The following is a 22,982-nucleotide window of genomic DNA, read 5'->3' as shown; positions in this document are numbered from 1 at the left end:
ACCATGAGCAACTATAACGTAATGACTAAAATTCATGTTTGGATTGGCATGAGCACGAAAAACCGAGAAGAATTTTCGCAATACTTTGCTATCAATCAAATTGATCGGGATGCCGGCATTGGGGCCAGCCAATTTGATAAAGATGTCAACATAAAGTGGTATGACGACGATTTGATAGGAGTCTATTACAGTGAAACTGATGATTTAGAGCAAGCCTTAGATGAACTGCCAACTTCGCCGGATGCCATTGATCAAATACAGTCGAGGTGTGCTGAACTGAAAATAGACAAAGCAAATGCTATGTTTTATTACGAAGATGCTGAGTTGGAAATAACAGAACCAACAAAGAAATACAATGAACTAACGTACATCGGAGTGTTTGACAATACTTAACCATTGGCTGGTGTGAGTTGCTAATTGTTTACCACTGATCAGTAGCAGGCCCGGCGCTATGGCCCGGCCGGGCAGTTGCTCGAAGCCAACGGCACACATTACTTCTATGATGCCGAGGGCAACCTAGTGCGCAAACTGGCCGCCACGGGCCAGGAGTGGTACTGCCAGTGGAGTGAGGCCGGGCGACTGACCAGCGTGCTGCGGCCTGATGGGCAGTTGGTGCGCTTCACCTACGATGCGCTGGGCCGCCGGCTAAGCAAGCACTACCGAGGGCAGGTCACGCGTTGGGTGTGGGACGGCAATGTGCCCCTGCACGAGTGGACCAGTTTGGAAGTAGAAGAAACGAATGTAGAAGATGTCATCACCTGGCTTTTCGAGGAAGACAGCTTTACCCCGCTGGCTAAACTGCAAGGGCAGCAGCACTACAGTGTGGTAAGTGACCACCTGGGCACGCCGCTGGAGTTGCACGGGGGAGGCGATACGCCAGTCTGGACGGCCGAGCTGGACAGCTACGGGCGGGTGCGCCGGCGTGAGGGTGAGGGAACCGCCTGTCCCTTCCGCTTTCAGGGACAGTACGAAGATCAGGAAACGGGCCTCTACTACAACAGATTTAGATACTATGATCCTGAAGCAGGGCAGTATATTTCTCCGGATCCGATTGGATTGATGGCAGTAACCCCACTATTTACGCTTATTATTTGACCCCAACGTAGAGGTCGAGACTTACCAAATTCCGACAGCGCCATTCATCGAGATATAACAATTGAAGAGGCTGTTGACAAACTACTGGGATGGAACAAAAGCCAAGGGTCGGGTGATGGTACTTGTCCCTGAAATATTCTAATAATAATTCAGATAACCAGCTATGATCAAGCAACTTGACCCCATGCTTGACGGAGAAGGCATTGTTGTCTTCGATCCGTGCGTTTTAACGGAATTTGTGAAGAGTAAAAAAATACAACTCCCAATTTGTTTCAACTATTCAACCAGGATTCTGCAATTGGCGACGAAGTAATTAAGCAGGGTGTTATTCTGCCTATTTATACTATTCCGCCTATTGATTACCAAATTGTTGTAAATGAAGGTGAAAGCAGTAGTGTCCGCTCTGATTGGGTGCGGTTCACGACTCCTCCCTTCCCATTAACAGTAGGAGAGTGCAACAAAATAGTAGTAGCTGATATTTATTCAATTATGGATTGGGAGCCAGCATTCTATCAAAAATTGCATCTTGATGGTCCTAAAGCTCCACAAGCTGCCACGAAAGTTAGTGCTGGTAAGTACAGCGTAGTAGTTAAAGGGTTTACTGAGCGGGAGTATGTAGGACGAGGTCCAAAGAATATTGGTTATGAGTTACTGTTGGAAAAGGTAGCAATGCTACCTGTTGTAGCGCAGGACGTGGATATTGAAAGTTTCAACTTTGTACTCTGGCAGCCCGGTAAGCCCATGACTTAATCATTAGACTTGTTTTCCAATAAAAAATGTCGCGTTTTGGAGCCTGCTTCTAAGACTCAGCGACCAAGGTTGCTAGTAGCGTCAATAGATAGCAGCTCTGCTGGCAGGAAAAGCGTTCTACCAGTCAAAAACCAGAAGAAGTTTCAGAGCTTTCTAATTAGGGGTAAGTCTATTTTGTATGTTCTACTTCTCACTATTCTGGCTTAAAACCTACTTGCTAACGCTTGTCAACTGTTTATTTAAAAACGCTATTGTAGCTTCAGGTACTATAAGTCGATAAGCACAGCCTCGTCTACCGCTTCGAACTCGATGCTGAGAGCGATGTGGTGACAGAGGTAGGCTTCGACGGCCTGACACGGCGCTATCAGCGGGATGTAGGCGGGCGCGTCGCCGAACTGACGATGCCGACCGGCCAGCGCACCCGCTACACCTACGACCGGATAAGCCGGGTAAGCGAAGTGGTGTATGAGGATGGCAGCAGCGAGAGCTACCGCTACCGGGCTGATGGGATGCTGCTCGAGGCCACCAACGCTACGGTCGCCGTACACTTCGAGCGCGACCTTGCGGGCCGCGTGCTGCAAGAGCGGCAAGGTGAGTACACCGTCACCAGTGAATACGACACAATGGGCAACCGCACGAGCCTGAGCTCTTCTTTAGGGGCTGAGGTCTGCTACAGTCACGATACCAGCGGGAGCGTGGAGCAGATGAAGGCGGGTAGGTGGCAGGCGCAGTTCGAGCGGGACGCGCAGGGCCTGGAGCTACAACGCACACTTAGCGGCGGGGTACGCACGAGCTGGAAGCGCGACGCGCTGGGCCGCCCGGTGGAGCAGCACATCCGCGCGCGGGTAGGCCAGCCGGAGCGGGTACGTCACTACGGCTGGCAGACCGATGACCGGCTCACGCAGATCGAGGACAGCCAACACGGGCTCACTCGCTTTGAGCATGACGCGGTGGGCAACCTAGCGGCCGCCACGTTTGGCGACGGCACGCGGGAGTTACGCTTGCCTGATGCGGTGGGCAACCTGTTTACCACCGACCAGCGGCAGGACCGGCGCTATGGCGCGGCCGGGCAGTTGCTCGACGCCAAGGGCACGCGCTACGGCTATGATGCGGCGGGCGAGCAAATCCTATCGAGGGCACTTAACGCATGGGGTGTGCCTCCTATTCTACTACTTTTAAAGCTTTGATGAGCAAGCAACAGCAACACAGGGTTAGTAGCAGCTTTGAGAGGTCTATTGGCCATAAAAAAAGCCCCGGCAACATTTGTTGCCGGGGCTTTTTTATGATTCAACTGCTTATACCCAACGGTTGTCTAGGGTAGCGCCGTTAGCGTTGATTTTGTTTGCTGAAATAGTGAGGCTCAGCGTCATGGAGGTGTTGGTGTCAGCACCGCGAGCATCGAAATGCTCGGAGTAGCTTACGCAATACGCCTCTTCGAAAGAGATTTCCTTCAGCGTCGAGTCCTGGTCGATGCGCTTGAAGGTGATCTTGCCGCTCTCGCGCTTGTAAGGGTCCAGCATCCAACTCGTCAGAGAGGCGCTGTCGGTAGAAACGATAGTCACTTTGATAGTGCCGCCCTGAACCTTAGACGACGGACGACCTTTGTCGTCGATGGCTTGGTCGAAGGAGTAGCTGCAGCTTACTACTTCGCAGTCACCGCTGCCAGCGGCGTTGAAAAATGCACTAAAAGAGGCCATATCAAAAAATGGTTAGGGTTAAAAAATGGGTGATTGAAAAGGATTACTCTACTTATTAAGGCTATTCACTTCACTCATACAGCTTGTCAGCCCTGCTCTTCTTCTGCTACTGCTGCTTGTATTCGGCGTTCCAGTCACGGCCCGGTGCATCCGGATCGTCGCCCTTAGTGCCATCCAGCGAAACCAGGAAGGTTTTGGCCGGGAAATAAGGCACCATGTGGATGTCCAGCAAGATACGATCCTTCTGGTTGGGGTCGCGCTCGAACCGCTTGATGGAAAACTTCTCGATTAGTTTGCCCGGACCCGCAATGCCGTCAAGGAAACGCACGATCTGACTCTGGATGTCCATGCGCATGTTGTGGTCCCAATTCTCGAAGGCCCGGCGGTTTAGGAAGTCGATCAGCACCTTGGTCACGTAGTCGAAGACGCGCACTACCGAGTAGGTCTGCAAGCCAATATTGTCGCCGTTGAAGAGCGTTTTGGCCGAGAAGGCCATCACCCGGCCGTACTCGTTGACCATGGGCACCAGACCGAGCTTTTCAAGATTGGCAATCTCGCTTTTGCGTAGTGGGAAGCGTACGCCATCTACCTCGTTGAGGGTGCCGTGCTTGCGGCCCGCCGTTACCTGCGAGGCAAGCGTGCTGTAGATACGGCCTGCCAAGGCTGAGGAAGGAGGAACAAATAGGTCTTCCTCTTCACCAAGCTCCTCTAGCTTACCGCGGCCTACCAGCCAGTTGCAGGCCATAATGACGTTGGACTTGTGCGCATCACCGCCCGCCAGGTTGGCTTCCTCAAACAGCTCGATTACGTCGTCCGGGGTGTCGTAGTGCTCGAAGTCAGTGACCAGCATTACCTTGTTCTTATGGGCAATCTTGGCCCACTTTTCAACCACCTTGTTGGAACCGAGGTAGCCCGGTACTACCAGCAGCGAGTAGTTGTCGCGCAGGTCGAGGCGGTCGTAGTTTTGCTCTAGCTCGCTGGATACCGCGTCAATAAACGTGGTATTGTCCAAGTCTTGCAGCTGTTCTTTATCCGCATTCAGAACCGAGATGTTTTTCACCTGGTCCTGGTCGGTATTGCGGTAGAACAGCGCCACTGAGCGGTACGACTGTTCGATGTCGTGGGTGGCCTCAATAGCTTTCTTGAGGTTGTCGGTGAGCTGGTTGATGGACGACTCCACCTGCTGCTCGCACTGTTGCACAGCATCGGACACCGAATCGGCCTTGCTGAGCATTTCGTGCCACAGCGCGAGGCGCTTTTTCAGCTGCTGACGGTCTTCTTTTTTGCTGTCTTCCGTAAGGAAGATTTTTTTGCGGGCCTTCTTTTCAGGGTTCAGATTAGAGGCACCGTCGATGGTCGTCTCCAGCAAATCGAAACCGCCGAATTTGGCCAGCGTTTGGGTATTCTTTTCTAGGCTAGGGGCGTGTTCCCGCTCGCGGGAATTGGCCGCCGCGGCAGCATTCTTTTGTTCAATTGCCATAGAGGAGCGCTCTATCTATTACGATACAAGTAAGGCCAGAAAAATAAGGGCAAAAGCAGCAAAAGCTACTCAAGCTCGCTGATCATGGCTTGAATGGCAGCCAAAAAAGCCGCTTTCGTCTCCGGCGTGTCGAGTGCCGACTTCAAAATTTTGTTGGATTTGAGTTGCCGCAGCAGCTTCTGCAAATCGTCTGCTTGCGTGTTTAGGCCCTGCAAAAAATCGCTCTGGTTGATGATGCCTTTCTTGCCAAAATCACCGAGCGATTGAAAGTTCAGCTTCTCCTGAATGGTGCTGCCATCTTCCTTCTCGAATTCAACTTCCACCTGAGGCTTGAAATGAGCAAAAACGGCTTCAGGAGTACGCAGGCCCTCTACTATCTGCGCGCGCACCGGCGGATCAGATGTGAGTTTTTGAACTAGTAGGGTGCGGTTGAGGGGGATATCACTGATGGCCTCCTGCGCGTTATCGAGTTTACGCTCTTGTCCACCTATTCCGTAGTTATACATAAGAGAGTATGGTTAAGCTTAAAGCCACAAATTAAACTGGACCTATATACGGGCCGTTGAGTAGTTAAGGTACGTCAAATTTTGTAAGCAACTAAGATTATTCTGAAGTTCTTCATTATTTAATAATTTGCTCACATACGGCTCAGGTGCGCTGCAAACAAAGAAACGCTACTATTTAAACTTGTGCGAGTGCTACTTTCGGCTGCAAGAAACGATATTCTTTTATCTTCCCAACTGCCAAACATAATCCTCTGTTTTACCTAGCATTTGAAGTTGCAGAGGTTGCCGGGCCTGCTTATTCTTAGCTTATTAAATTCTGAATTTCCCTTCCTTTTCTATGGCCTACACCGACGAGTTGAAACGCGTACTGCACATTGCGCAAGCAGTGGCTCATGAATACCGGCACGAATATTACGCGGCTCCGCATTTACTTACAGCGTTGCTGCACAACGAGATAGGGCTGGCATCGTGGTTGGCTGTGGACCTAGGCAAGGACGTGCATTACCTGCGGGAGTGGGCCGAAGTCCGGTTGGAAGGCCTACCCAAAGCGGCCCGCCCGCCCGAAATGCCTGCTCCGGATAAGGAAATGAAACCGATACTGGAAGTGGCGGACCTGGTGGCCCTGCAGCTTTCCAAAGACGAAACCGACCCGCTGTGTGCATTGGCAGCCGTGCTCCGGCCGGGCTTGGCTTACACGCCGGAACAATTGAAGTCGTTGCCGCTCACGCAGCGCGAGGTGATAGAGGCCGCCGAGCCCGACGCCATGCAGCCCGTAGCAGTCGGTGCCGATGGGCAGGAGTCGACGCCGCTAACCGACCGGGCCGCGGCGGGCAAGGCCGGCGCGCTGGCCACGTATTGCGTCAATAAAACCGCGCAGGCCGAAGCCGGTAAGCTAGACCCTATTGTGGGCCGCGACCGGGAAACGCGGCAGATGGCCGAAATTCTAGGGCGGCGCACCAAGCCGAACGTGCTGCTGGTAGGCGAGCCGGGCGTCGGTAAGTCGGCGCTGGTAGAGGGCTTTGCGCAGCAAATCGTGCAGAAAAAGGTGCCGGGTCATTTGCAGCAGGTAGTGCTGTTTGAGCTGGATTTGGGCACGTTGGTGGCCGGGGCTTCCTACAAAGGCGAGGTTGAGGACCGCATCAAGAATGTGCTCAGCGAAATCAAGCAATACAACCGCGCCATTCTTTTTATCGATGAAATTCATGCCCTGCTCGACCCCAAAGGCTCGGCGGGGGCGGGTATTGCGCAGCTTTTGAAGCCGGAGCTGGCCCGCGGCGAAATCACGGTGATTGGGGCCACAACCAACGACGAATACCGCCAATACATTGAGGCCGACGAGGCGTTCAACCGCCGCTTTGATGTGCTGCGGGTGGAGGAGCCGAGCGTGGTGGTGGCCGAGCGCATGCTCGACAGCGTGCTGCCGTATTATGCTGCCCACCACGGCCTGCAAGTAGGCGAGGGCACCATAGGCGAAGCCGTGCGGCTGGCCAAGCGCTACCTCAAAGACCGGCAACTACCCGATTCTGCCATCGACCTGGTCGACCGCACGATGGCGGCCATCCGGATGCTGGACGAGCACGCCGGCGCCGAATTGCTGCAACTGCAACAGGAGTTTGAGGCCCTGGTAGCCCGCAAGCCCGAGCTAGCCGACGCCGATTATCTGAAGGAGATGCGCTGGTTTCTGTACCAGGTGCAAAACCAGGTTAGTCACCTCTGGCTCAACCAGCTCGACCAAGAGCAGCAGCCCGAAACGCTGGAAACTGCCGAGGCATTGGAAAACTACATCCGGGAGTTGCTGGCGGCCGTAGTAATATTGTCGGGCACCAAAAAGGAAAGTGTAGAACGCGCTGATATTGCCGCCGTGGTGTCGGGTAAGACGGGGATTCCGCTAGGCAAGCTGCAAAGCAACGAGCGGGACAAGCTGTTGAACATGGACCAAACCCTGCAGCAGCGCGTGGTCGGTCAAAACCACGCCGTAAAGGCCCTCTGCGAAGCCATTCTGGAGTCCCGTTCCGGCCTCACCAAGGCAGGGCAGCCTATTGGGTCTTTCTTTCTGCTCGGCCCTACGGGCACCGGCAAAACCGAACTGGCCAAGGCCCTGGCCGATTTCCTGTTCAACGATGAGTCGTTCTTGATTCGCTTCGATATGTCGGAGTTCAAGGAAGAGCACTCGGCCGCGTTGCTGTACGGGGCGCCTCCCGGCTACGTGGGTTACGAGGAAGGCGGCATGCTGGTCAATAAGATTCGGGAGAAGCCGTATTCGGTGGTGCTGTTCGATGAAATCGAAAAAGCCCACAGCTCGGTGTTCGACATCTTTCTGCAGATCCTCGACGAAGGCCGCCTACACGACCGGTTAGGGCGGGAGGGCGACTTTTCCAACGCCGTTATTCTCTTCACGTCCAACATCGGCAGTGAGCAAATCATCCAGAGCTTCGGGGCGGGGCAGATTCCGGCCACCAACACGCTCATGGAGTCGATGAGCCGCCATTTCCGGCCCGAGTTTCTGGCGCGACTCACCGAAATCGTGCCTTTCGCCCCAATTTCCGAAGAAAACGTGGTGCAGATATTCAACATTCACTTGCGGCCTTTGGAGGAGCAGCTGCGGCGGCAGGGCATCACGCTCGAACTTTCGGAAGACGCCCGTACGCATTTGGCGCTGTCGGGCTTCACGCCGCGCTACGGTGCCCGGCCCATCAAAGGGGTAATCCGGCAGCAGCTCCGGCGCCCCATCTCCCGAATGATTATTGCCGGGGAAGCCAGCAAAGGCACGGTGATTTCACTGGATAAAGCAGTGGAAGCGGACGAGCTAACCTGGCAGGTGCAAGCGCCAGAGCCAGAGGAACTGGTGGAAGACGTTCCCGCCGAAACGAAGGAAGAGGCGGTGGTATCGGGAGCGGCTAGCGCTTAAAAAAGTTGAGTGCAAAGCCCCGACTCAACTCTAGGAAGCTATTCGAACAGATAAAAAAGAACGTCATGCTCCACCTGGCGTCTGCTTGTCGAAGCATTTCGCGTGTTTCGTTAGGCGAATGTAGAGACGCGACCCTTGGCTGCGCCAACCTTCGGTTCGCGTCTCGTCGTTGCTGACGTTGTTTAGATGAGCTTGTCCTAGACGGATCGTTCAACGCCGAGCGCGAACCCAAGGTCGGCGCAGCCAAGGGTCGCGTCTCTACATTTGTTCAATACCAGAATGGGCGTCATGCTGACGCAGGAAGCATGACGCCCATTCTGGTATTGGAGTTGTACGCTTTAGCTCGTTGCTACGCTTACTTCGTAAGGCAGGTTCATGGCTGACTGGCTGGAGAGCAGTACCTGTAGCTCCTGAGCGGTGCGCTGCCATTCGGGGGCGGAAAGCCGGCTGCCTGAGGCGGGCGTGAGCAACACCCGAATGCAACGTACAAAGCCGGCCGTGGGCGTGGTGCCGTTGCGGAAGCCTTTCTCGATGTGTACTTCTCCGAGCTGGTTGCCGAGTTCGGCCCAACAAGTGGCCCGGATATCTTCTACGGTTACAATGCGGTTGCGGCTGAGCAGGTTTTTACGCAAGGCGTGCACGCGCTCTTCGGGGCGGGGCCGCTCCCGGCCGCCCGTGGTGGTGGTGAGCAACTGCACCGTATTGAGGTAGTGCCCGTCGTAGACCTGCAGGATAGAGCCGGTGGGCAGGCGGTTGCCGGCTTCCCCGTCGCTCGACCAGTACTCGAGGTACACGCTGTCGTTGGCGTCGCGGGGGCGCAGCATTACGTAGGGAGCCGGGTCGGCGGTGAGGTCGGCGTTGGTTTGGGTGAGGCGCTCTTCGAGACGGGCCAGGTTCTGGTTTAGCTCGCGTAGGGTGTTGGAAACGAAGTCGGTGCCGGTAGCGGTGAAAGCCCGGCTTTCGTCGCGCAGCAGCTCCAGCAGCTCCAGCAGCGCCTCTTTACCCGAGCGGGCGTCGAAGCGGCCCGCGCCGTAGCGGACGGTATAAGTGTCGGTTTCGTTTTCCTGCAGGGTGCTGAGGGTGGTGGAGCGAAACACCACGTTGCGCAAGCTGTACACTTCGCGAATAGCCAAAAAAGCTTCCTCGGAGTGCAGCGGAAAGATATTGAGGGCAGGCTGCAGCCGGAATAGCTGCTTGTTGAGGCGGCGGTTGAGCACCGGAAAGCAGTTCAAGCCGCAGGTAATGGTAGTTAAAGCCTCGGGAGGCAGCGCGTGCGAAAAGCGCACTTCCAACCAGATGAGCGGTTGCGTGAAGGTCTGTATTGCTTCCGCCGGGAAGCGCGGCACTAAAGCAGCAGGGAAAGATTCGCGCGTATAGAACTGCAGCTCTGCACCGGGGTTGGGGAGCAAACGCACAAAGCTGGGGGCGTAGAAATTGCGCACGTGTTGCTCTACGCGCTGCAAGAAGTCGTACTCCTGATGCAGCAGGGGCGTGGCGTCGTGGGGGCTGGCGTCCAGGCCTCGGTCAACGGGCAGCATGCGGTCGGCCAGGCGCCAGGTTTCGCCGGGCAGGTAGTTTAAGTAGGCTTCGCGCCGGGGCTCGTTTAGCCAGTCAAAGTAAAAGGTTAGGTCGGCAAGAGAAGCTACTTCGGGGTGCAGTTCCAGGCCGAGCCAGAGGCGGCGGTACTCGGCGGGTTCGGGGCGGCTCGCAACGGCTACCAAGCGCTTTTGCGCGCCGGTTTCCACGCGCCACACTTGGTCGTCGGTGGCAAGGTAGCGCACGGCCCCGTCGGCGAGCCGGGTAGCTTGCAAAGGCGAAAAGAAGATGGCAGGTCCGGCTGCAGCACGGCCCGCGGCGGGCCGTTGGTAGGCAAACTGCGCATCAGCCGGCAACCGCATTACCGGCTCGCGCGACTGCGCCTGGGCAATGGCGTGGGCGGGCCGGGGCGCATCTACCACGTCGGGGTTGAGCAGGCCCGCTAGGCGCTCCACTAGCCGGTACTGCGTGCTATTGATTTCCTGGCCTATCTTCTCTAGCTCCACGGCGCAGGCCTCGAGCAGCATCTGCACCAGCGGGTCGAAGCCGTCCATGTCGGCCTCCGTGTAGCCCCACATTTCGGCGGCTCGCTGGGTGAGGCGACTCTTGATACCCGCCTTCGTGAAATCGTCGGAAAACTGCATAGCTAGAGCTTGGAGGATAGGAGTATGAAGTTAGGGTATAACAAAGTAAACGATGTGTGAACGGGGTAGAGCTGCGACCCTTGGCTGCGCCGACTTTCGGTTCGCGTCTCGGCGTTGCTGACGTTGTTTGACTAGTGTGACGCAAAGTAAAAGCTGCGCGCTACAGCCTATTTCAAATTCGCTCAATGCTAGTCGTTCAATGACGAGACGCGAACCGAAGGTCGGCGCAGCCAAATGTCGCGGCGCTACAGCATGCATCGAGCACTGCTTGCTATACCACCGCCAGGGGAGCTACAAACAGGCTGGCCCGGAAGGCAAACGGCTCGTTGGTGCGGTGCAGCACCGCCCGGACCGTTACTTCCAGCCGCTTGCGGATGCGTTGGTTAACGCCCCGCAGCTCGAAGTCCTCGATGCCGACTTGCACTTTCACTTGCTCTAGGCGCGGCTCCCGTTCGTTGATGCTTTGTTCTACGGACCGCTGCACGTTGTCTTTCCAACGCATGTTGGTCATCACTTCGAAGTCTTGCTGCCACACCACGCAGCCAAAACCCGGGTCGAAGCGCGACTCGCCGAAGTGGGTGGTAAGCATCAGGTACAGGTGCTGCGCAATCGACTCCTGCACCGAGCAGCGGGGCAACTGCCGACGCTGTAGCAGTTCCTCGAAGTTCAGGGGCAGACGGTAGTATTCCTGGCTCATCAAGGCTAATTTCCAACGAAAACAGGGCGCAGCGCCCCAGATATTAATTGCCAAACAGACCCCGCTTCCGGCCTAATTCCTTGTCGATGGAGTCAATCATTTTCTCCACGCTGTCCTTCATGTCTTCCGAGCTTGGGTTTTGTAGAATTGCTACAAAGCCTTTACGCGCCTGTTCCAGCATGTCTTTGCGCCGGTCTTTGCTTAGGCCCGAAGCCCGCAGGCGTAAGCAGTCGGCATTGGCAAAGTTTACCTGGTCATTAAGCAAGGCTACCTGGCTGACGCTTTCCTGCAGTCGGCGCTGCAAATCGGCGTTGCGGGCGTTGCCGCCGCTGCTGTTGCCACCACCGCCGCCACTATTGCCGCCACCGCCGCCACCTCCTCCACTAGCCATGGGAGGCGGCCGGTTGGCCGCTGCCGCCTGGTAGGTGGCCAGCAGTTGTTTGGTTTGAGCCAGTTCGGCCGCTACCTGCTCCCGACCCGATACATCAATGCCCTTCTTGTCGAGCGACTGGCGCAGAAAGTCGATGGTGCTGCGGTTGCTGCGGAACAGGTCGAAGTCGCGGAGTACGTTTTGGGCGATGCGTTTGTTGGTGACAAACTGCATTTTGGCAGAGTCGCCGCGCAAATCTCGCAAGGTTAAGTCGATGGTATTGAGGTCGTCCTGCGTGCGTTTGTTTAGGTCGCCGATAACTAGGTCATTGGATTCGGTGCGTAGCTGCCGGTCGGTTAGCTCAATGTGCTTTAAGCGGCCCGTGAGGGTGTCGAGTTGGGTGAGTAAAGCGAACTGCTCGGTGCGGGTGCGTTGCAGCTCGCGCTTCAGCTTCTCGTTTTCAACTGCCACAGAGCCGTCGGAAAACAGGAAGTAGGAGGCAACCAGCGGCAAGGCCAGCGCCAGAAGATAAAAGAGCGTGAATTTCCACAGGCGCGTGGTGCGTTCGGTGTGGTTGAGGGGCTTCATGCAGGCGGGAGTGGTAACGAGCGAAAAACAGGCTTAGAATGGATTCCACCGCGTAATGGGTTTTTCGGGAGCAGCAGCCAGCTCCACCGGATTCTCATTAATAAAGGTTTTCCAGCCTTCCTTGTTCTTCCCAATATACTCGAGCTGCGTGAGCTGACGAAACACGTTGGCCACCAGCTGCCACAGCGCATACTGCTGCTCTAGGTGCTCGTGCACGCGGTGATGGTCGTAGCGCATGGTTACGGCGCCGCTCAGGGCGTTGAGCAGCGTGGCCGGCAGCGTCTCCGACCATTGCTCGAAGTATTTGAGCATTTCTTCCCGCTCGGCTTCAGTGAGGCAGTCGAGGGCGGTTTTCACTTGCTTGGCCACGCGCAGCAGCGTGTCGAGCAGCTGAATGGGTGGCTGCTCGGCGGCGCTCAGGTGCAGAGTGGTCAGGTGCTGGGCCAGGGCAAATACGGTACGCTCGGCCAGAAACTGCACTTGCTCGCTGAGGTGACTTCTTTTGTCGGGCCGCAGCTTCACTTTGTGAATGATCTTGAAGGCGTCGGTTTCTATTTCCTGCAGAATATGCTCTAGCTGGTGCAGCCACTTCAGTAGTGCCGGGTGGCTGGTAAGTGAGGTGCTCGGCGGAATAAACTGCGGCACCGGGCGCAGGGCGCCATTGGTGTACAGCAGCTCGCCCACCACCAAATGAAAAGAGCTAACGGCCGTGGTGTTTACTTGCTGCGTAGGCACCACGCTCAGCTTGTACTCGGGCAGGGTGTAGGGGTGGCGGGGCGGCACTTCTTCGGGCGCCGGCTGGCCCATGGGCACCCGCACGTACGGATTCACCGACACCACTACGCTGAAGCGCAGCTGCTCGGTGGGGGCCGGCAGGTTGAACTCGGTCAGCAGCTGCGCCAGGCTGGTGCGCAGCGTGAGCGGGGTGCTGCCGCCGGTTATTTCAATGCGGGCGCCGCCAGCCGTTACGGCGCGGCAATAGCTGAGGCGGGCCTGAATGCCCTGCTGCTGATCAACGCTAAGCTGCAACTCGAACGACGAGAGGCCGTGAGGGTCGGTGGGGAGCAGGCCATAGCGGTGGGTGCTGAGCGCGGTGGCCGTGGCATCGCGCAGGTGCTCGGTGGTAAATTGCTCAAGCTCGGTGAAGTGGCGGCGGGAGATTTTCATCCCATCAACCCAATTCACAGGGTAGTGCTTGATTTCAGGTAGCATAGAAAAGATAAAAAGAAAACAAGAAGATAGTTGGCTCGGCAAATTAGTTAAGTGTCCGACAATGCGGGCGGCTGGGCCCTAGCCAAGCACGCGGCGAGCCACAATAATGTCGCCTTGCTTCAGGAAATTGTCGCGGAAGCTGTAGTCGGGATTGATGTAGCGCCGGCGTTTCCACCACCGTTGCTTGACGTAGAAAATCCATCCGAAAGACTGCCCCTGCTCGTTGAGGTACTGAATGGCTTGATCAGGCTTCAGGGCGTTGTAGTCGGTGAGGAAAATGTGAAACAAGTCGCTGAAGTGCATCTCGTGCGGGGCCTTCGAGGAAAAGTCGTGGTAGAGCGATTCGCCGAACCGGCGCGACATCCAGAAGTGAATCACCATGAAGTTGCTAAGGTCGAGGCGCGCCAGGTCGGGGCCAGTGGAATTGGCTTGGTAGTACCAGAGCTTGTACTGCTTGTGCGGAATCTGGCGCCAGGCGCGGTAGGCTTCGTAAAAAAAGTAGGGAATGATGGCCGGGAAAGTCGCCATTACGAATGCCATGGGGTTGGCGCGACCTTCGCGGGCGGGCAGCCACACCAGCAGGGCCACGCCCAAAGCGCCCGCCATCCAACTCAATACCGTCATTACGGTGCCGTGAATCCAGTCGTCGGGATTGAACCAGGACAGCCACCGTTCCTGGGCGTAGAGGTGGAAGCAGCCAAGCAGCAGCGACACGGTCTGCACCAGTAAAAACGTGAGTTTGTAGGAAAGCGGGCTGTAAATAGCTCCGGCACCTAGTAGGCCAAACAGCAGCAGGCTGCACAGCAAGTACAGAAACACACTCACAAACGTCGGGCTCTGCTGTAGACTAGAGCGAGCGTTTGAAAGCATACTATTTACCGCACTGCGCGCATGTGATTGCGGATTGGGAGTCAGCATATTTCAAGCTAGCTTTATCGGTATTCGTAAAAGAAATAACTAAATCAACAGGTTGTTAGCCTCTCTAAGTTGAATTGATGGCCGTCAAGCTCAACCAGAACCGACCACTCTACCTACTTTAAGACGGGTAGGTTTTTGATTGGTGGCTATTGGTCTATGGTATAGAGGTTTGGGTGAACCAAAAGTTATCAACCACAACCAATAACCACAGCCTAGCCATCAAACAGCAGTAAGTTACTGGCTTTGGTTTTTTGAAGTATTCAGTCATTTGATTGTAAGTTGTCAGAAAAAAGATAGTATGCCAAACTCAAGCGCATATGGACGCTTTTTCGGTGGTGAGCTGCCTGCGCCTGCGCCGACGCCTAAACAGTTTGCAACCAGTGCCCCGCGGCCTCTGATCGACCAGTTGCGTCGTAATGCTTTGGATTTGCGTTTGGAGGTAGTGTTGGCCGAGCTGCTGGACTATGGCTACCAGTTCAACGATTTTATCGTGCGGCCTGTGAGCTTGTTTGCCCGTCGCTACCGCCGCGACATTGGCACCGTAACCGAAGAAGAAACCGGCCGCTGGCGCTCCTCGAAAACCGCCATCGAGGTGCACCGCGAAGGCCTTTATGATGCGCTGCCCCAACAGCTGTTCCATCATCCCGGCGACCCACGGCCGCAACAAGGCGTGCGGGCAATGGTTGAGGATATTCAGGCGCAGCGCCGCCGCGAAAAGGCTTCCCGGCTTTTTTTCCTGCCCTTCGAGCAAGAGTTTTACCACTTCCGGGTGCTGCTGGAGCTGGAAGAGCGCCGGTACATGACCAACCTCTCGGCCGAGTGGTACAACCAAGTGCTGGCCCGCTTTTGGGAGCTAAGCGGGCAGTTGCCGGTCCGGCAAGTAACTACGCTGCTTTACCTCTTGCCGCTCGCTCACCGCATCGTCGGCGACTTGCCCCGCACACAGCAAGTGTTTGAGAGTGTGCTGGAAGTGCCCGTGCGCCTGCGGACCGTGGCACCGCTGCAATTCGCGCCCGAGGCCATTCAAGCCGCGGAAGGAGCCTCAGGGGCGATGCTCGGTCAAGGCGAGTTAGGCCGCGACTTGGTGCTAAGCGGCGCCTATCAGGAAACCCTGCCGGCCCTGGAAGTTAGTTTGCTGTCGTTGTCGACCGCCGAACTCGAAGTGTATCTGGCGCCTGATACTTGGCAGGCCCGCGCCCTCGGGTTGCTGTGCCGCTACTTTGTGGCCTTCGAAACCGACGTGGTGTTCCGCTACGAAGTGGCCCCCGGCAATGAGTCGTTTGTGCTTTCCGACGAAGGCGAAACGGCCGTGCTAGGCTATACTACCTCCAGCTTGTAAAGCCTACCCCAACTTGTTTACTAGCAGAGGGTACAGGGCGAAAATCACGGGATTTTCGGACTGCATCCTTCGGCTTTGTTGAGCTTGCTACGACAAGCCGTGCTTGTGCGCGAACTGGACCAGCGCGGCAACATTGTGGAGTTGGAGCTTGTGCATGATGTTGCGGCGGTGCGTGCTTACCGTGAATTCCGACAAATGCAGATGGTTGGCCATTTCCCGGGTCGTTAACCCTTCGCGCACCAAGCCAACGATTTCTCGTTCGCGAGGGGAAAGCTGATGCAGTAACTGCCGCGGCGAGTCGGGGGGAGGCGGTGGGGCCGTGGGCAGGTGGTCATGCGGAAAGAAGCGCTTGCCCGCATATACAATGCGGATGCCCATCAGCAGCTGACTGGCATCGGCCGATTTAGGAACGAAACCACTCGCTCCCGCCGCTTCCAGGCGCTCCAACAACTCCATGGTAGAAGCGGTGCTGAACACCAGCACGCGCATGCCCGGCCATTGCTGCCGCAGGCGGGGAAGTAAGGTCAGTCCATCGACGCCAGGTAGGTGCAGATCCAGCAAAAGCAGATCGGCAGGTGCTGGATTGGTGGCAGGCAACTCGGCTAGCAGCGCCTCACCCGAGTTGAACTGGCCCACAACCTGCAAATCCGTTTGCTCGTCCAGCAGCCGGGACAGACCCTGGATCAGCATAAGATGATCATCCAGAATGAGTAAGCGACACGGCATAAGCAAACTGTGAATATAGATGAGTGAAAAAGTATGCTGAGCGGTAAGGATTGAAATCAATAAATTCAGAAGGAAACCTGGCTTTGGCAACTCAACAACTAGCCTTATTAATTTAAAAGTTAACTGTCAGGAGTACGGCAGGTGTACCACAATGCAGGTGCCTTTCTGGGTGCTGTCGATATGAACCTGGCCCCGCAGATACTCGGCCCGGGCATGCACGCCACGCAGGCCGATGCCCGCCCCGTGCGAGTTGGATTTGAAGCCGGCCCCGTTGTCTTCAACCAGTATTTGTAGCGTAGTCGGGAGCCGAAGCAGCTGTACCTGCACCTCGGTGGCATTGGCATGGCGCACCGCGTTGTTAAGCAGTTCGGCCGCAATCCGGTAGGCGGCCGTTTGCAACGGCTGCGGGAGCTGGTCGAGGCCTTGGTCGCAGAAGGTGCGCACGGTGGGGCTGCCATAGATGTTAAGCAACTCTGCCAGCGCCCCTATCGACTCCGCAAGTCCGCCCAAGCCGAGCTCGGCAGGCAGTACGGCGTGGCTGAAGGTGCGCACCTCATCGCGCAGGTGGCGGAGCAGCAGTTCGGTGTGGCGGCCCGCCGCCGCCGCCTCCGGGGAGCTGGCAATGGCCTGCTGCACCGCCCGGCCCTGCCAGGCTAAATGCAAAGCGGCCAGATTGGGCCCCAAGGCATCGTGCAGCTCGCGGGCCAGTTGCTCCCGCTCTTCTTCCTGCGCCGCAATGAGCCGGGCTCCTTGCGCATTGCGCTGCCGTAGCTGCTTGATGCGCAACTGCTCGTTCTGCCGAAGCGTATGGCGGAAACGCCCTGTGAGGAGTGCGCTTAGTACCAGCAACTCGAAAAACAAGCCCCAAGCCAAGGTGTTGGGCTGCATCAGGTGCAGGTTGGTGAGGCCAATATGGTTGAGCCAGAACAAGATAAACCCCGTGAAGAAAAAGAAGTAGGTGAGGGAGTAGTAGGCGGCCAGCCGGCGCCGGCGCTTGGTGAGGAGTGCCGCCAGCAGCACCACCCAACCGTACGTGAAAATAGCCGCCAGCAGCAATTCACGCCCTCCATTGAGAAGCAAAAGGCCTGTGCCGGTACTGTGACTGCGCACAGCCGCTGGATACAACAGGAAGTAAGTTCCAACAAAAACCAGGGCTAACGCCACCAACACGTTGCCGGCCTGGTGCAGCCGGGGCCAGCCCGCCCGCAGCCGCAAAAACAGCTGCATGATGCGGATGCCACAAGCGGCAGCCAGCAGCATGAAGTTGAATTGGCCAACATCCCAGAGTAGCTGGTACGGCCCCGTAGGCAGCAGCAAGGCATCCAGGCCGTCTTCCATGAGCAGGAAGATGGTGGTGCAAACCACGTAGAGAACATACCAGATGTGCACACGGTCGCGCAGGAACGCGAACAGCACGAGGTTGAAGAGCGCACTGCTGAGGTAGAAACCTACTAGCCAGATCCAACGCTTGTGAAAGACGTAGTTCACTTCCCACGCCAAAAAATCTTCGGTGGTGGTGACGTCGGTGGGCATATACAGGGCCCCGGCGTGGTAGTCGATGCGCAAGTACAATTCAGCTGCCTCGCCGCCGGCCAGCACGAAGGGCAGGCACAAGCTCCGCGCCGGAAACACCCGCTCAGCGGCGGGCACTTGGGAGCTAGCCGCGGCTACTTGCCGGAATTCCGTCTCACCTTGCCGTCGGCAATAAAGGGTCGCGCTGTCGGTGTAGTTGTACACGCTCCACAGAAACCGCCGGCTTTCCGGCAAGGTATTCTGCACCACCAGCCGCAGCCACAGTCGGTGGTGGACAAACCCGAGGTTGAGCGTACGGTGCCAGGGTCCCGCCCGAAACTTTCCTGCTTGCCACAGCGAATCGGCGTGACGGGCACTAAGCGGGGCGCTGAAGGGCTCGGTGCAGTAGCGATACGTTTCAGAAAGGTGCTGGCCGTTCGATTCTTGCAGGTACAGCGTATCGGCCAGAGAGTGAGGCGGCAGTGATTCCGCCCGGATGGGCCCGCTGCATAAAAACCAACTGCCAAACAGCCAAAAGCTTAGTAGACGTGACAGCACAAGTGGTGGTTATGAATGATACAACACGTATAAAAGACATAATACAATATTATTGTTGTAAAGTAATATTTTCAGTGGTGGTACTTAGTTTTTTCTGAATATTTCAAATTTTCCTTGGTAGTGACAGCCAAAATTGGGTCAGAAATGGGGAATAAGGTAAAGCATCGGCGAAAAAATCAGCTGGCATGCAACCCATAAGTGAACTGTTAGCTCTTGCCACTGAGGCTTCTATCACGCACTAGTATTTGCATCCATGAAAAAACTTTTCCTCTCTTTACTGCTCCTGCTACTACTGCAGGGCTGCACCGATGCCGCCGAAGAAACCGGCTCCCCGGTATCAAATGGTTACAGTACGACTTTTGCGGGTCCGGGCGGGCCCGGCGGATCTAGTAACCCTGGTACTGGTAGCAGCAATAACCCAGGCGGTTCCGGCCAAGCAGGCGTGATAACCGCCGGAGAGTGGAGCGACCTGCGCAACTGGGGCTTCTGGCTGGATGTGTTGAATCGGCCCGCCTGGACGGCATTGCCGGCACAGTGGCAACTGTACTCCACCACGCGCTATACCCTCACCCTGACCGATGCTGCTGGTCAGCCGCTGGCCGGTGCGCGCGTGAGCGTGGGGTTGAATCCTGCTACCACCGGAGTTACCGCTGCAGTCACCGACCATTTGGGCCGGGCCGAGCTGTTCCCAACCTTATTTCAACCCTCTGCTGGTATCACGGCCTTGCCGGTGCAGGTCAGCTACCGGGGCCGAACTTTCACTCCCGCGCCAATAGCTGCCACCGAGCACCAAGCTACCCGGGTTATAGCGGCAAGTCCGGTTGTTGCAACCCCCGTCGACATCATGTTCGTGGTTGATGCCACCGGCTCGATGGGCGACGAAATCAATTACCTGAAAACCGAACTGCGCGACGTTGTGACGAGGGCAGAAGCTCAGGTGCCCGCCGCTGATCTGCGTCTGGCCAGCGTATTCTACCGCGACAAAGGCGACGAGTATGTGACGCGGGCCCTGCCCTTCACGCAGAATGTAAACCAGTTGCTAAGTTTCGTGCAGGCCCAAGGCCCCGGCGGCGGTGGCGATTTTCCGGAAGCTATGGACGAAGCCCTGAGTGTAGCCCTGCAACAGCAATGGAGCACCGAAGCGCGCTGCCGCCTGCTGTTTCTGGTGCTCGATGCACCACCCCACGACGAAGCCCGTGCCCGCATCCAGGAACTTACCCGCACGGCGGCCCGCCAAGGCATCCGGCTAATCCCGATAACGGCCAGCGGCATCGACACGAGTACCGAGTTTCTGATGCGGACGCTGGCCCTGAGCACCGGTGGCACCTACGTGTTCATCACCAACCACAGCGGCATCGGCAACAGCCACCTGGAAGCCTCCGTCGGCGACTATCAAGTAGAATACCTCAACAACCTCCTGGTGCGCCTCATAGCCGAGTACAGCAAGTCATAAGAGCATCAACTGATCAACACTTTCCCATAAGATAAGGGCCTGGATTACTCCGGGCCCTTTCTTATGGGATGTTATTTTGCTGCCTGTGTTTCCGGCTTTAGCGTGCGGATGCTCTAGTAAAAGGTATAGGCGTACCGGTAGCGCCGCTCTCTTAAAGTATTGGGCTCATTTAAGTTTTCCACCTGGATATTCTTCGACTCAAGTAATAGCCCTTTCGGTGAGTAAATAAATTCTTGCTTTATCGGCTTGACTGAAAAGATAGGGTCGTTGGGCTTGTAATATTCTTGGATTAAGACTTGGCCGGCTTTGTTGCGTTTGTAACGCATCTCAGCTGACACGGACGTAATAGAAGCAGTGGCAGCTCCCGCACTAGCATAAACCTCTTGCTCCGCTGGTTCCTGCTTGCGTGCTGGCGCAATATATTTCTCATTGAGTAGTTGCTTCTTTTTGTCGTAGATAAACAGATGCTTCGGGTTGAATACTCCCTTTACTTGATGAGTTAGGGTGTCGTAGAAGGCAGCTGTCGGCAGCCAGCTCCGTAGCTGCTGTGCCCTTTTATCAACCAGTATAAGCTTATCAATTGCCGGTTTGTAGTCCACATCGCCATCTTCGACTCGCATACCGTTGCGCTTAATATGATACTCCGTCGTCGACTTTATAACAGGACCATCTAAGCTATAAGCTTGCGTTGTTATTAGCACCGTGTCTTGATGGTAGGTATAGTGACGCATTACCAGCTTGCGGAACTGGTTGTTTGAATTATATACTGTCTTGTAAAAATTTGCTACAGTCAAAGCAGTATCGCCTATTTGCTTCTGAACGGTACGTTGGTATAGCTCGCGGCGCCCATCCGGCAAAATAATTTCAGTGGTAGTCGTACGCGAAGGCGTGTCATATTTAGTTTCGAAGCCCAATTCATATCCTGGATTAGCATAGATGATGTGCCGAATGCACCGGTTCTGCTGGTCATATTCCATTCGGGTACGTGCCCGAAAAGCAGGATTGTAGTCGAGGCTTTTGTTGCCTTGGCGGTCAAATTCCATGTAGGAAACGGTATCGGGCCGGCTTTTGTCTAAGCTGATTTTTGCAACTGACCGGACCCGGTTTTTCTGGTTGTTCACGCGCTCCACCGAATCTAGCTTATATCCCAAAGCACTTATCTGGAAGGCAATTGGGAGTTCAAAAGGAATGCTAATATCAACCTTAGTAGTAGTTGAATCGTGTTGCTGGCCGGCTACCGTGCGCGCTACTACCAGAACAAGGAACAGGAGTACACAATATCGTTGCATAAAGCAGAAGGGAAACAGTAGCAAATAAGAATACGGTTCTTACTCTTAAGTTCAGCTATTGTTTTGCTGCCTGTGTTTCCGGCTTGAGCGTGCGGCCTAGCCACTCAAAGAACACCCGGTTCCAGAGCACCGAGTTCTGCGGCTTCTGAATCCAGTGGCCTTCGTTGGGGAAATACAGGAACCGGCTCGGAATGCCGCGCAGCTGCGCCGTACCGAAGGCTTCCATACCCTGATCTTCGGGCACCCGGAAGTCTTTGCCGCCGTGGATGACAAGGATGGGCGTATCCCAATTTTTGGCGAACAGCTGCGGGTTGAAATCGGTGTAGCTTTTGTTGAGTGCGGCGTCCCAGGGCGTGCCTCCCATATCGTGCTTGGCGAAGAACATTTCCTCGGTGCTAGGGTACCAACTGGTAAGGTTGTAGAGGCCGGCGTGGGCAATAAACGTCTTGAATCGGCCCTCGTGCTTGCCCGCCAGTTGGTACACCGAGTAGCCGCCGTAAGAAGCCCCCACGCAGCCTCGCCGGTCTTTATCGACGTAGGGCTCCTCGCTCACCGCATCGATGGCGGACAGGTAGTCGCGGATGGGCTGGCCGCCCCAGTCGCTGGAGATGCTGTTGCTGAGTTTATGAAGGTGTTTAAAAGTCACTACTTCAGCTTGACCGTCCTGCTCGATCTGGCGTCCGCATGTGGCGCATCAAGCTAGGGGCGGAAGTGCAGTTGAAGTATGTTGCTTGTATAGTAAGTGCCCGTCCCTACGTCTGTAAGCGAGATGCTCTGACCATGCCTGCGCCTGTGCGGACGGCAGATCAAGCAGGACGGGCGAGTAACTTCCTAAACAGCTTCTATATTTCAATATGGGTTAAAACTACTATTCATGCTTGCTGCGTTCTTAGAAAAGTAAATACCTCTTCGTTGGTCAACTTCAGCCAGAAATATCAGCGTCTGGCCGACTGAATAACGCAGGAGCCGTTTCAATTATCTTAAATTGAGGTAGCTATTCCACCACTATGAAATCCTTCTTTACTATTTTTTTGCTGCTGACCCTGCTCTCAACGGGCTTTGCGCAGCAATCTGCTTCCACTGCAAACCCTGCGCCCAGCCAGAAAGAAGTTAAGGAAATGGAGCGGCAGAAGTGGAACGCCGTCCTGACGGGCAAAGAAACTAGGGTGGCATTCAATGCTCAGCCCAACAAGCTGCTCGCGGAAACCATCAAAGGCCGTCCGCCTGGTAAGGCTCTGGACGTGGGCATGGGCCAGGGCCGAAACACGCTGTTTCTGGCCCGCCAGGGGTGGGATGCCTATGGCGTAGATATTGCCGACGAGGCTGTGAACCTGGCCCAGGATAATGCCCGCAAAGCCAACTTGCGCATCACCACTTTCGTGCAGGACGACGCTGAGTTTGACTTCGGAACCAACCGGTGGGATTTAGTGGCCTTCATCTACGCTGGCGGCCGTAACCACGTCGAGAAGGTCCGCCAGAGTCTGAAGCCCGGCGGCCTGGTGGTCATTGAAGGATTCCACCACGACGCTACCAAAGTGCGTAAGATTGGCGAAAATGTAGTGTTCGATACCGACGAGCTCAAGAAGCTCTACACTGCCGCGGGTTTCACCATACTGCGCTACGAAGAAAACCCCGGAATAGGCGACTTCGGCATGCAACAGATGCGCTTGGTGAAGCTCGTAGCGCAAAAGAAGTGAGGAGGCA

Annotated in this window: 19 protein-coding genes and 1 pseudogene; 8 read left to right on the top strand and 12 right to left on the bottom strand. The window is 55.8% G+C overall.

What is annotated here, in order from left to right; translation table 11 throughout:
- Positions 1 to 3: 3 nt before the first annotated feature.
- The 4 genes and pseudogenes from VF639_RS13695 (at position 4) to VF639_RS13680 (ending at position 3,032) form a co-directional block, all read left to right on the top strand.
- Positions 4 to 393, top strand: a complete 390-nt coding sequence (locus VF639_RS13695; protein ID WP_331146478.1) for an immunity 22 family protein — start codon at positions 4 to 6, stop codon at positions 391 to 393.
- A gap of 69 nt (positions 394 to 462) precedes the next feature.
- Positions 463 to 1,095 (top strand): annotated as a pseudogene (locus VF639_RS13690) (RHS repeat domain-containing protein); the annotation flags it as partial.
- A 267-nt stretch (positions 1,096 to 1,362) separates the two neighbouring features.
- Entirely contained in the window at positions 1,363 to 1,845 is a 483-nt protein-coding gene (locus tag VF639_RS13685; protein ID WP_331146476.1) for a hypothetical protein, read from the top strand.
- 323 nt (positions 1,846 to 2,168) lie between these two features.
- Positions 2,169 to 3,032 carry a hypothetical protein gene (locus VF639_RS13680; protein WP_331146475.1) on the top strand — a complete coding sequence of 288 codons (864 nt, stop codon included), beginning with the start codon at positions 2,169 to 2,171 and terminating at the stop codon, positions 3,030 to 3,032.
- 108 nt (positions 3,033 to 3,140) lie between these two features.
- Here VF639_RS13680 and tssD read toward each other — a convergent pair whose 3' ends face one another.
- From tssD to VF639_RS13665, 3 genes are all read right to left on the bottom strand, one after another.
- Positions 3,141 to 3,542, bottom strand: a complete 402-nt coding sequence (gene tssD, locus VF639_RS13675) for a type VI secretion system tube protein TssD (protein WP_331146474.1) — start codon at positions 3,540 to 3,542, stop codon at positions 3,141 to 3,143.
- 106 nt (positions 3,543 to 3,648) lie between these two features.
- Positions 3,649 to 5,022 carry a DUF5458 family protein gene (locus VF639_RS13670; RefSeq protein WP_331146473.1) on the bottom strand — a complete coding sequence of 458 codons (1,374 nt, stop codon included), beginning with the start codon at positions 5,020 to 5,022 and terminating at the stop codon, positions 3,649 to 3,651.
- 65 nt (positions 5,023 to 5,087) lie between these two features.
- Positions 5,088 to 5,528, bottom strand: coding sequence for a hypothetical protein (locus VF639_RS13665; protein WP_331146472.1), 441 nt, complete (start codon positions 5,526 to 5,528; stop codon positions 5,088 to 5,090).
- Between the two features lie 337 nt (positions 5,529 to 5,865).
- Here VF639_RS13665 and VF639_RS13660 point away from each other — a divergent pair, with 337 nt between their 5' ends.
- On the top strand, positions 5,866 to 8,436 hold the full coding sequence (locus VF639_RS13660; protein WP_331146471.1) for an ATP-dependent Clp protease ATP-binding subunit: 2,571 nt from the start codon (positions 5,866 to 5,868) through the stop codon (positions 8,434 to 8,436).
- Positions 8,437 to 8,774: 338 nt separating this feature from the next.
- On the opposite strand, the gene VF639_RS13655 is transcribed toward VF639_RS13660, so the two are convergent.
- The 5 genes from VF639_RS13655 to VF639_RS13635 form a co-directional block, all read right to left on the bottom strand.
- Positions 8,775 to 10,616 carry a type VI secretion system baseplate subunit TssF gene (locus tag VF639_RS13655; protein ID WP_331146470.1) on the bottom strand — a complete coding sequence of 614 codons (1,842 nt, stop codon included), beginning with the start codon at positions 10,614 to 10,616 and terminating at the stop codon, positions 8,775 to 8,777.
- Between the two features lie 271 nt (positions 10,617 to 10,887).
- A complete protein-coding gene (locus tag VF639_RS13650; RefSeq protein ID WP_331146469.1) occupies positions 10,888 to 11,313 on the bottom strand; it encodes a GPW/gp25 family protein in 426 nt (141 codons plus the stop codon).
- 43 nt (positions 11,314 to 11,356) lie between these two features.
- Entirely contained in the window at positions 11,357 to 12,271 is a 915-nt protein-coding gene (locus VF639_RS13645; protein WP_331146468.1) for a hypothetical protein, read from the bottom strand.
- A 33-nt stretch (positions 12,272 to 12,304) separates the two neighbouring features.
- Positions 12,305 to 13,483, bottom strand: coding sequence for a hypothetical protein (locus tag VF639_RS13640; RefSeq protein WP_331146467.1), 1,179 nt, complete (start codon positions 13,481 to 13,483; stop codon positions 12,305 to 12,307).
- Positions 13,484 to 13,561: 78 nt separating this feature from the next.
- On the bottom strand, positions 13,562 to 14,353 hold the full coding sequence (locus VF639_RS13635; RefSeq protein WP_331146466.1) for a TssN family type VI secretion system protein: 792 nt from the start codon (positions 14,351 to 14,353) through the stop codon (positions 13,562 to 13,564).
- Positions 14,354 to 14,699: 346 nt separating this feature from the next.
- On the opposite strand from VF639_RS13635, the gene VF639_RS13630 reads away from it, so the two are divergent.
- On the top strand, positions 14,700 to 15,740 hold the full coding sequence (locus VF639_RS13630; protein WP_331146465.1) for a hypothetical protein: 1,041 nt from the start codon (positions 14,700 to 14,702) through the stop codon (positions 15,738 to 15,740).
- 87 nt (positions 15,741 to 15,827) lie between these two features.
- Here VF639_RS13630 and VF639_RS13625 read toward each other — a convergent pair whose 3' ends face one another.
- Complete coding sequence (locus VF639_RS13625; protein ID WP_331146464.1) at positions 15,828 to 16,466, bottom strand: response regulator transcription factor; 639 nt, start codon at positions 16,464 to 16,466, stop codon at positions 15,828 to 15,830.
- 126 nt (positions 16,467 to 16,592) lie between these two features.
- On the bottom strand, positions 16,593 to 18,536 hold the full coding sequence (locus tag VF639_RS13620; protein WP_331146463.1) for a sensor histidine kinase: 1,944 nt from the start codon (positions 18,534 to 18,536) through the stop codon (positions 16,593 to 16,595).
- Between the two features lie 253 nt (positions 18,537 to 18,789).
- On the opposite strand from VF639_RS13620, the gene VF639_RS13615 reads away from it, so the two are divergent.
- A complete protein-coding gene (locus VF639_RS13615) occupies positions 18,790 to 19,989 on the top strand; it encodes a VWA domain-containing protein (protein WP_331146462.1) in 1,200 nt (399 codons plus the stop codon).
- Between the two features lie 113 nt (positions 19,990 to 20,102).
- On the opposite strand, the gene VF639_RS13610 is transcribed toward VF639_RS13615, so the two are convergent.
- A complete protein-coding gene (locus VF639_RS13610; protein WP_331146461.1) occupies positions 20,103 to 21,278 on the bottom strand; it encodes a hypothetical protein in 1,176 nt (391 codons plus the stop codon).
- 55 nt (positions 21,279 to 21,333) lie between these two features.
- On the bottom strand, positions 21,334 to 21,924 hold the full coding sequence (locus tag VF639_RS13605) for an alpha/beta hydrolase family protein (RefSeq protein WP_331146460.1): 591 nt from the start codon (positions 21,922 to 21,924) through the stop codon (positions 21,334 to 21,336).
- A gap of 361 nt (positions 21,925 to 22,285) precedes the next feature.
- Between VF639_RS13605 and VF639_RS13600 the strand changes: the two genes are divergently transcribed.
- Entirely contained in the window at positions 22,286 to 22,975 is a 690-nt protein-coding gene (locus tag VF639_RS13600; RefSeq protein ID WP_331146459.1) for a class I SAM-dependent methyltransferase, read from the top strand.
- The last annotated feature ends 7 nt before the right edge of the window (positions 22,976 to 22,982 follow it).

Origin of the sequence: Hymenobacter sp., from assembly GCF_036387835.1 — a bacterium.
Classification (GTDB): domain Bacteria; phylum Bacteroidota; class Bacteroidia; order Cytophagales; family Hymenobacteraceae; genus Hymenobacter.
Note: the sequence above shows the minus strand (reverse complement) of the source record. Positions and strands in the feature narration are given on the sequence as shown.

What these genes read in the sequence shown, in the direction of transcription:
- VF639_RS13635 (WP_331146466.1), bottom strand. Translation starts at nt 14,353, where the DNA reads ATGCTTTCAAACGCTCGCTCTAGTCTACAGCAGAGCCCGACGTTTGTG.
- VF639_RS13645 (WP_331146468.1), bottom strand. Translation starts at nt 12,271, where the DNA reads ATGAAGCCCCTCAACCACACCGAACGCACCACGCGCCTGTGGAAATTC.
- VF639_RS13695 (WP_331146478.1), top strand. Translation starts at nt 4, where the DNA reads ATGAGCAACTATAACGTAATGACTAAAATTCATGTTTGGATTGGCATG.
- VF639_RS13610 (WP_331146461.1), bottom strand. Translation starts at nt 21,278, where the DNA reads ATGCAACGATATTGTGTACTCCTGTTCCTTGTTCTGGTAGTAGCGCGC.
- VF639_RS13625 (WP_331146464.1), bottom strand. Translation starts at nt 16,466, where the DNA reads ATGCCGTGTCGCTTACTCATTCTGGATGATCATCTTATGCTGATCCAG.
- VF639_RS13600 (WP_331146459.1), top strand. Translation starts at nt 22,286, where the DNA reads ATGAAATCCTTCTTTACTATTTTTTTGCTGCTGACCCTGCTCTCAACG.
- VF639_RS13665 (WP_331146472.1), bottom strand. Translation starts at nt 5,528, where the DNA reads ATGTATAACTACGGAATAGGTGGACAAGAGCGTAAACTCGATAACGCG.
- VF639_RS13670 (WP_331146473.1), bottom strand. Translation starts at nt 5,022, where the DNA reads ATGGCAATTGAACAAAAGAATGCTGCCGCGGCGGCCAATTCCCGCGAG.
- VF639_RS13655 (WP_331146470.1), bottom strand. Translation starts at nt 10,616, where the DNA reads ATGCAGTTTTCCGACGATTTCACGAAGGCGGGTATCAAGAGTCGCCTC.
- VF639_RS13640 (WP_331146467.1), bottom strand. Translation starts at nt 13,483, where the DNA reads ATGCTACCTGAAATCAAGCACTACCCTGTGAATTGGGTTGATGGGATG.
- VF639_RS13660 (WP_331146471.1), top strand. Translation starts at nt 5,866, where the DNA reads ATGGCCTACACCGACGAGTTGAAACGCGTACTGCACATTGCGCAAGCA.
- VF639_RS13650 (WP_331146469.1), bottom strand. Translation starts at nt 11,313, where the DNA reads ATGAGCCAGGAATACTACCGTCTGCCCCTGAACTTCGAGGAACTGCTA.
- VF639_RS13630 (WP_331146465.1), top strand. Translation starts at nt 14,700, where the DNA reads ATGCCAAACTCAAGCGCATATGGACGCTTTTTCGGTGGTGAGCTGCCT.
- tssD (WP_331146474.1), bottom strand. Translation starts at nt 3,542, where the DNA reads ATGGCCTCTTTTAGTGCATTTTTCAACGCCGCTGGCAGCGGTGACTGC.
- VF639_RS13615 (WP_331146462.1), top strand. Translation starts at nt 18,790, where the DNA reads ATGAAAAAACTTTTCCTCTCTTTACTGCTCCTGCTACTACTGCAGGGC.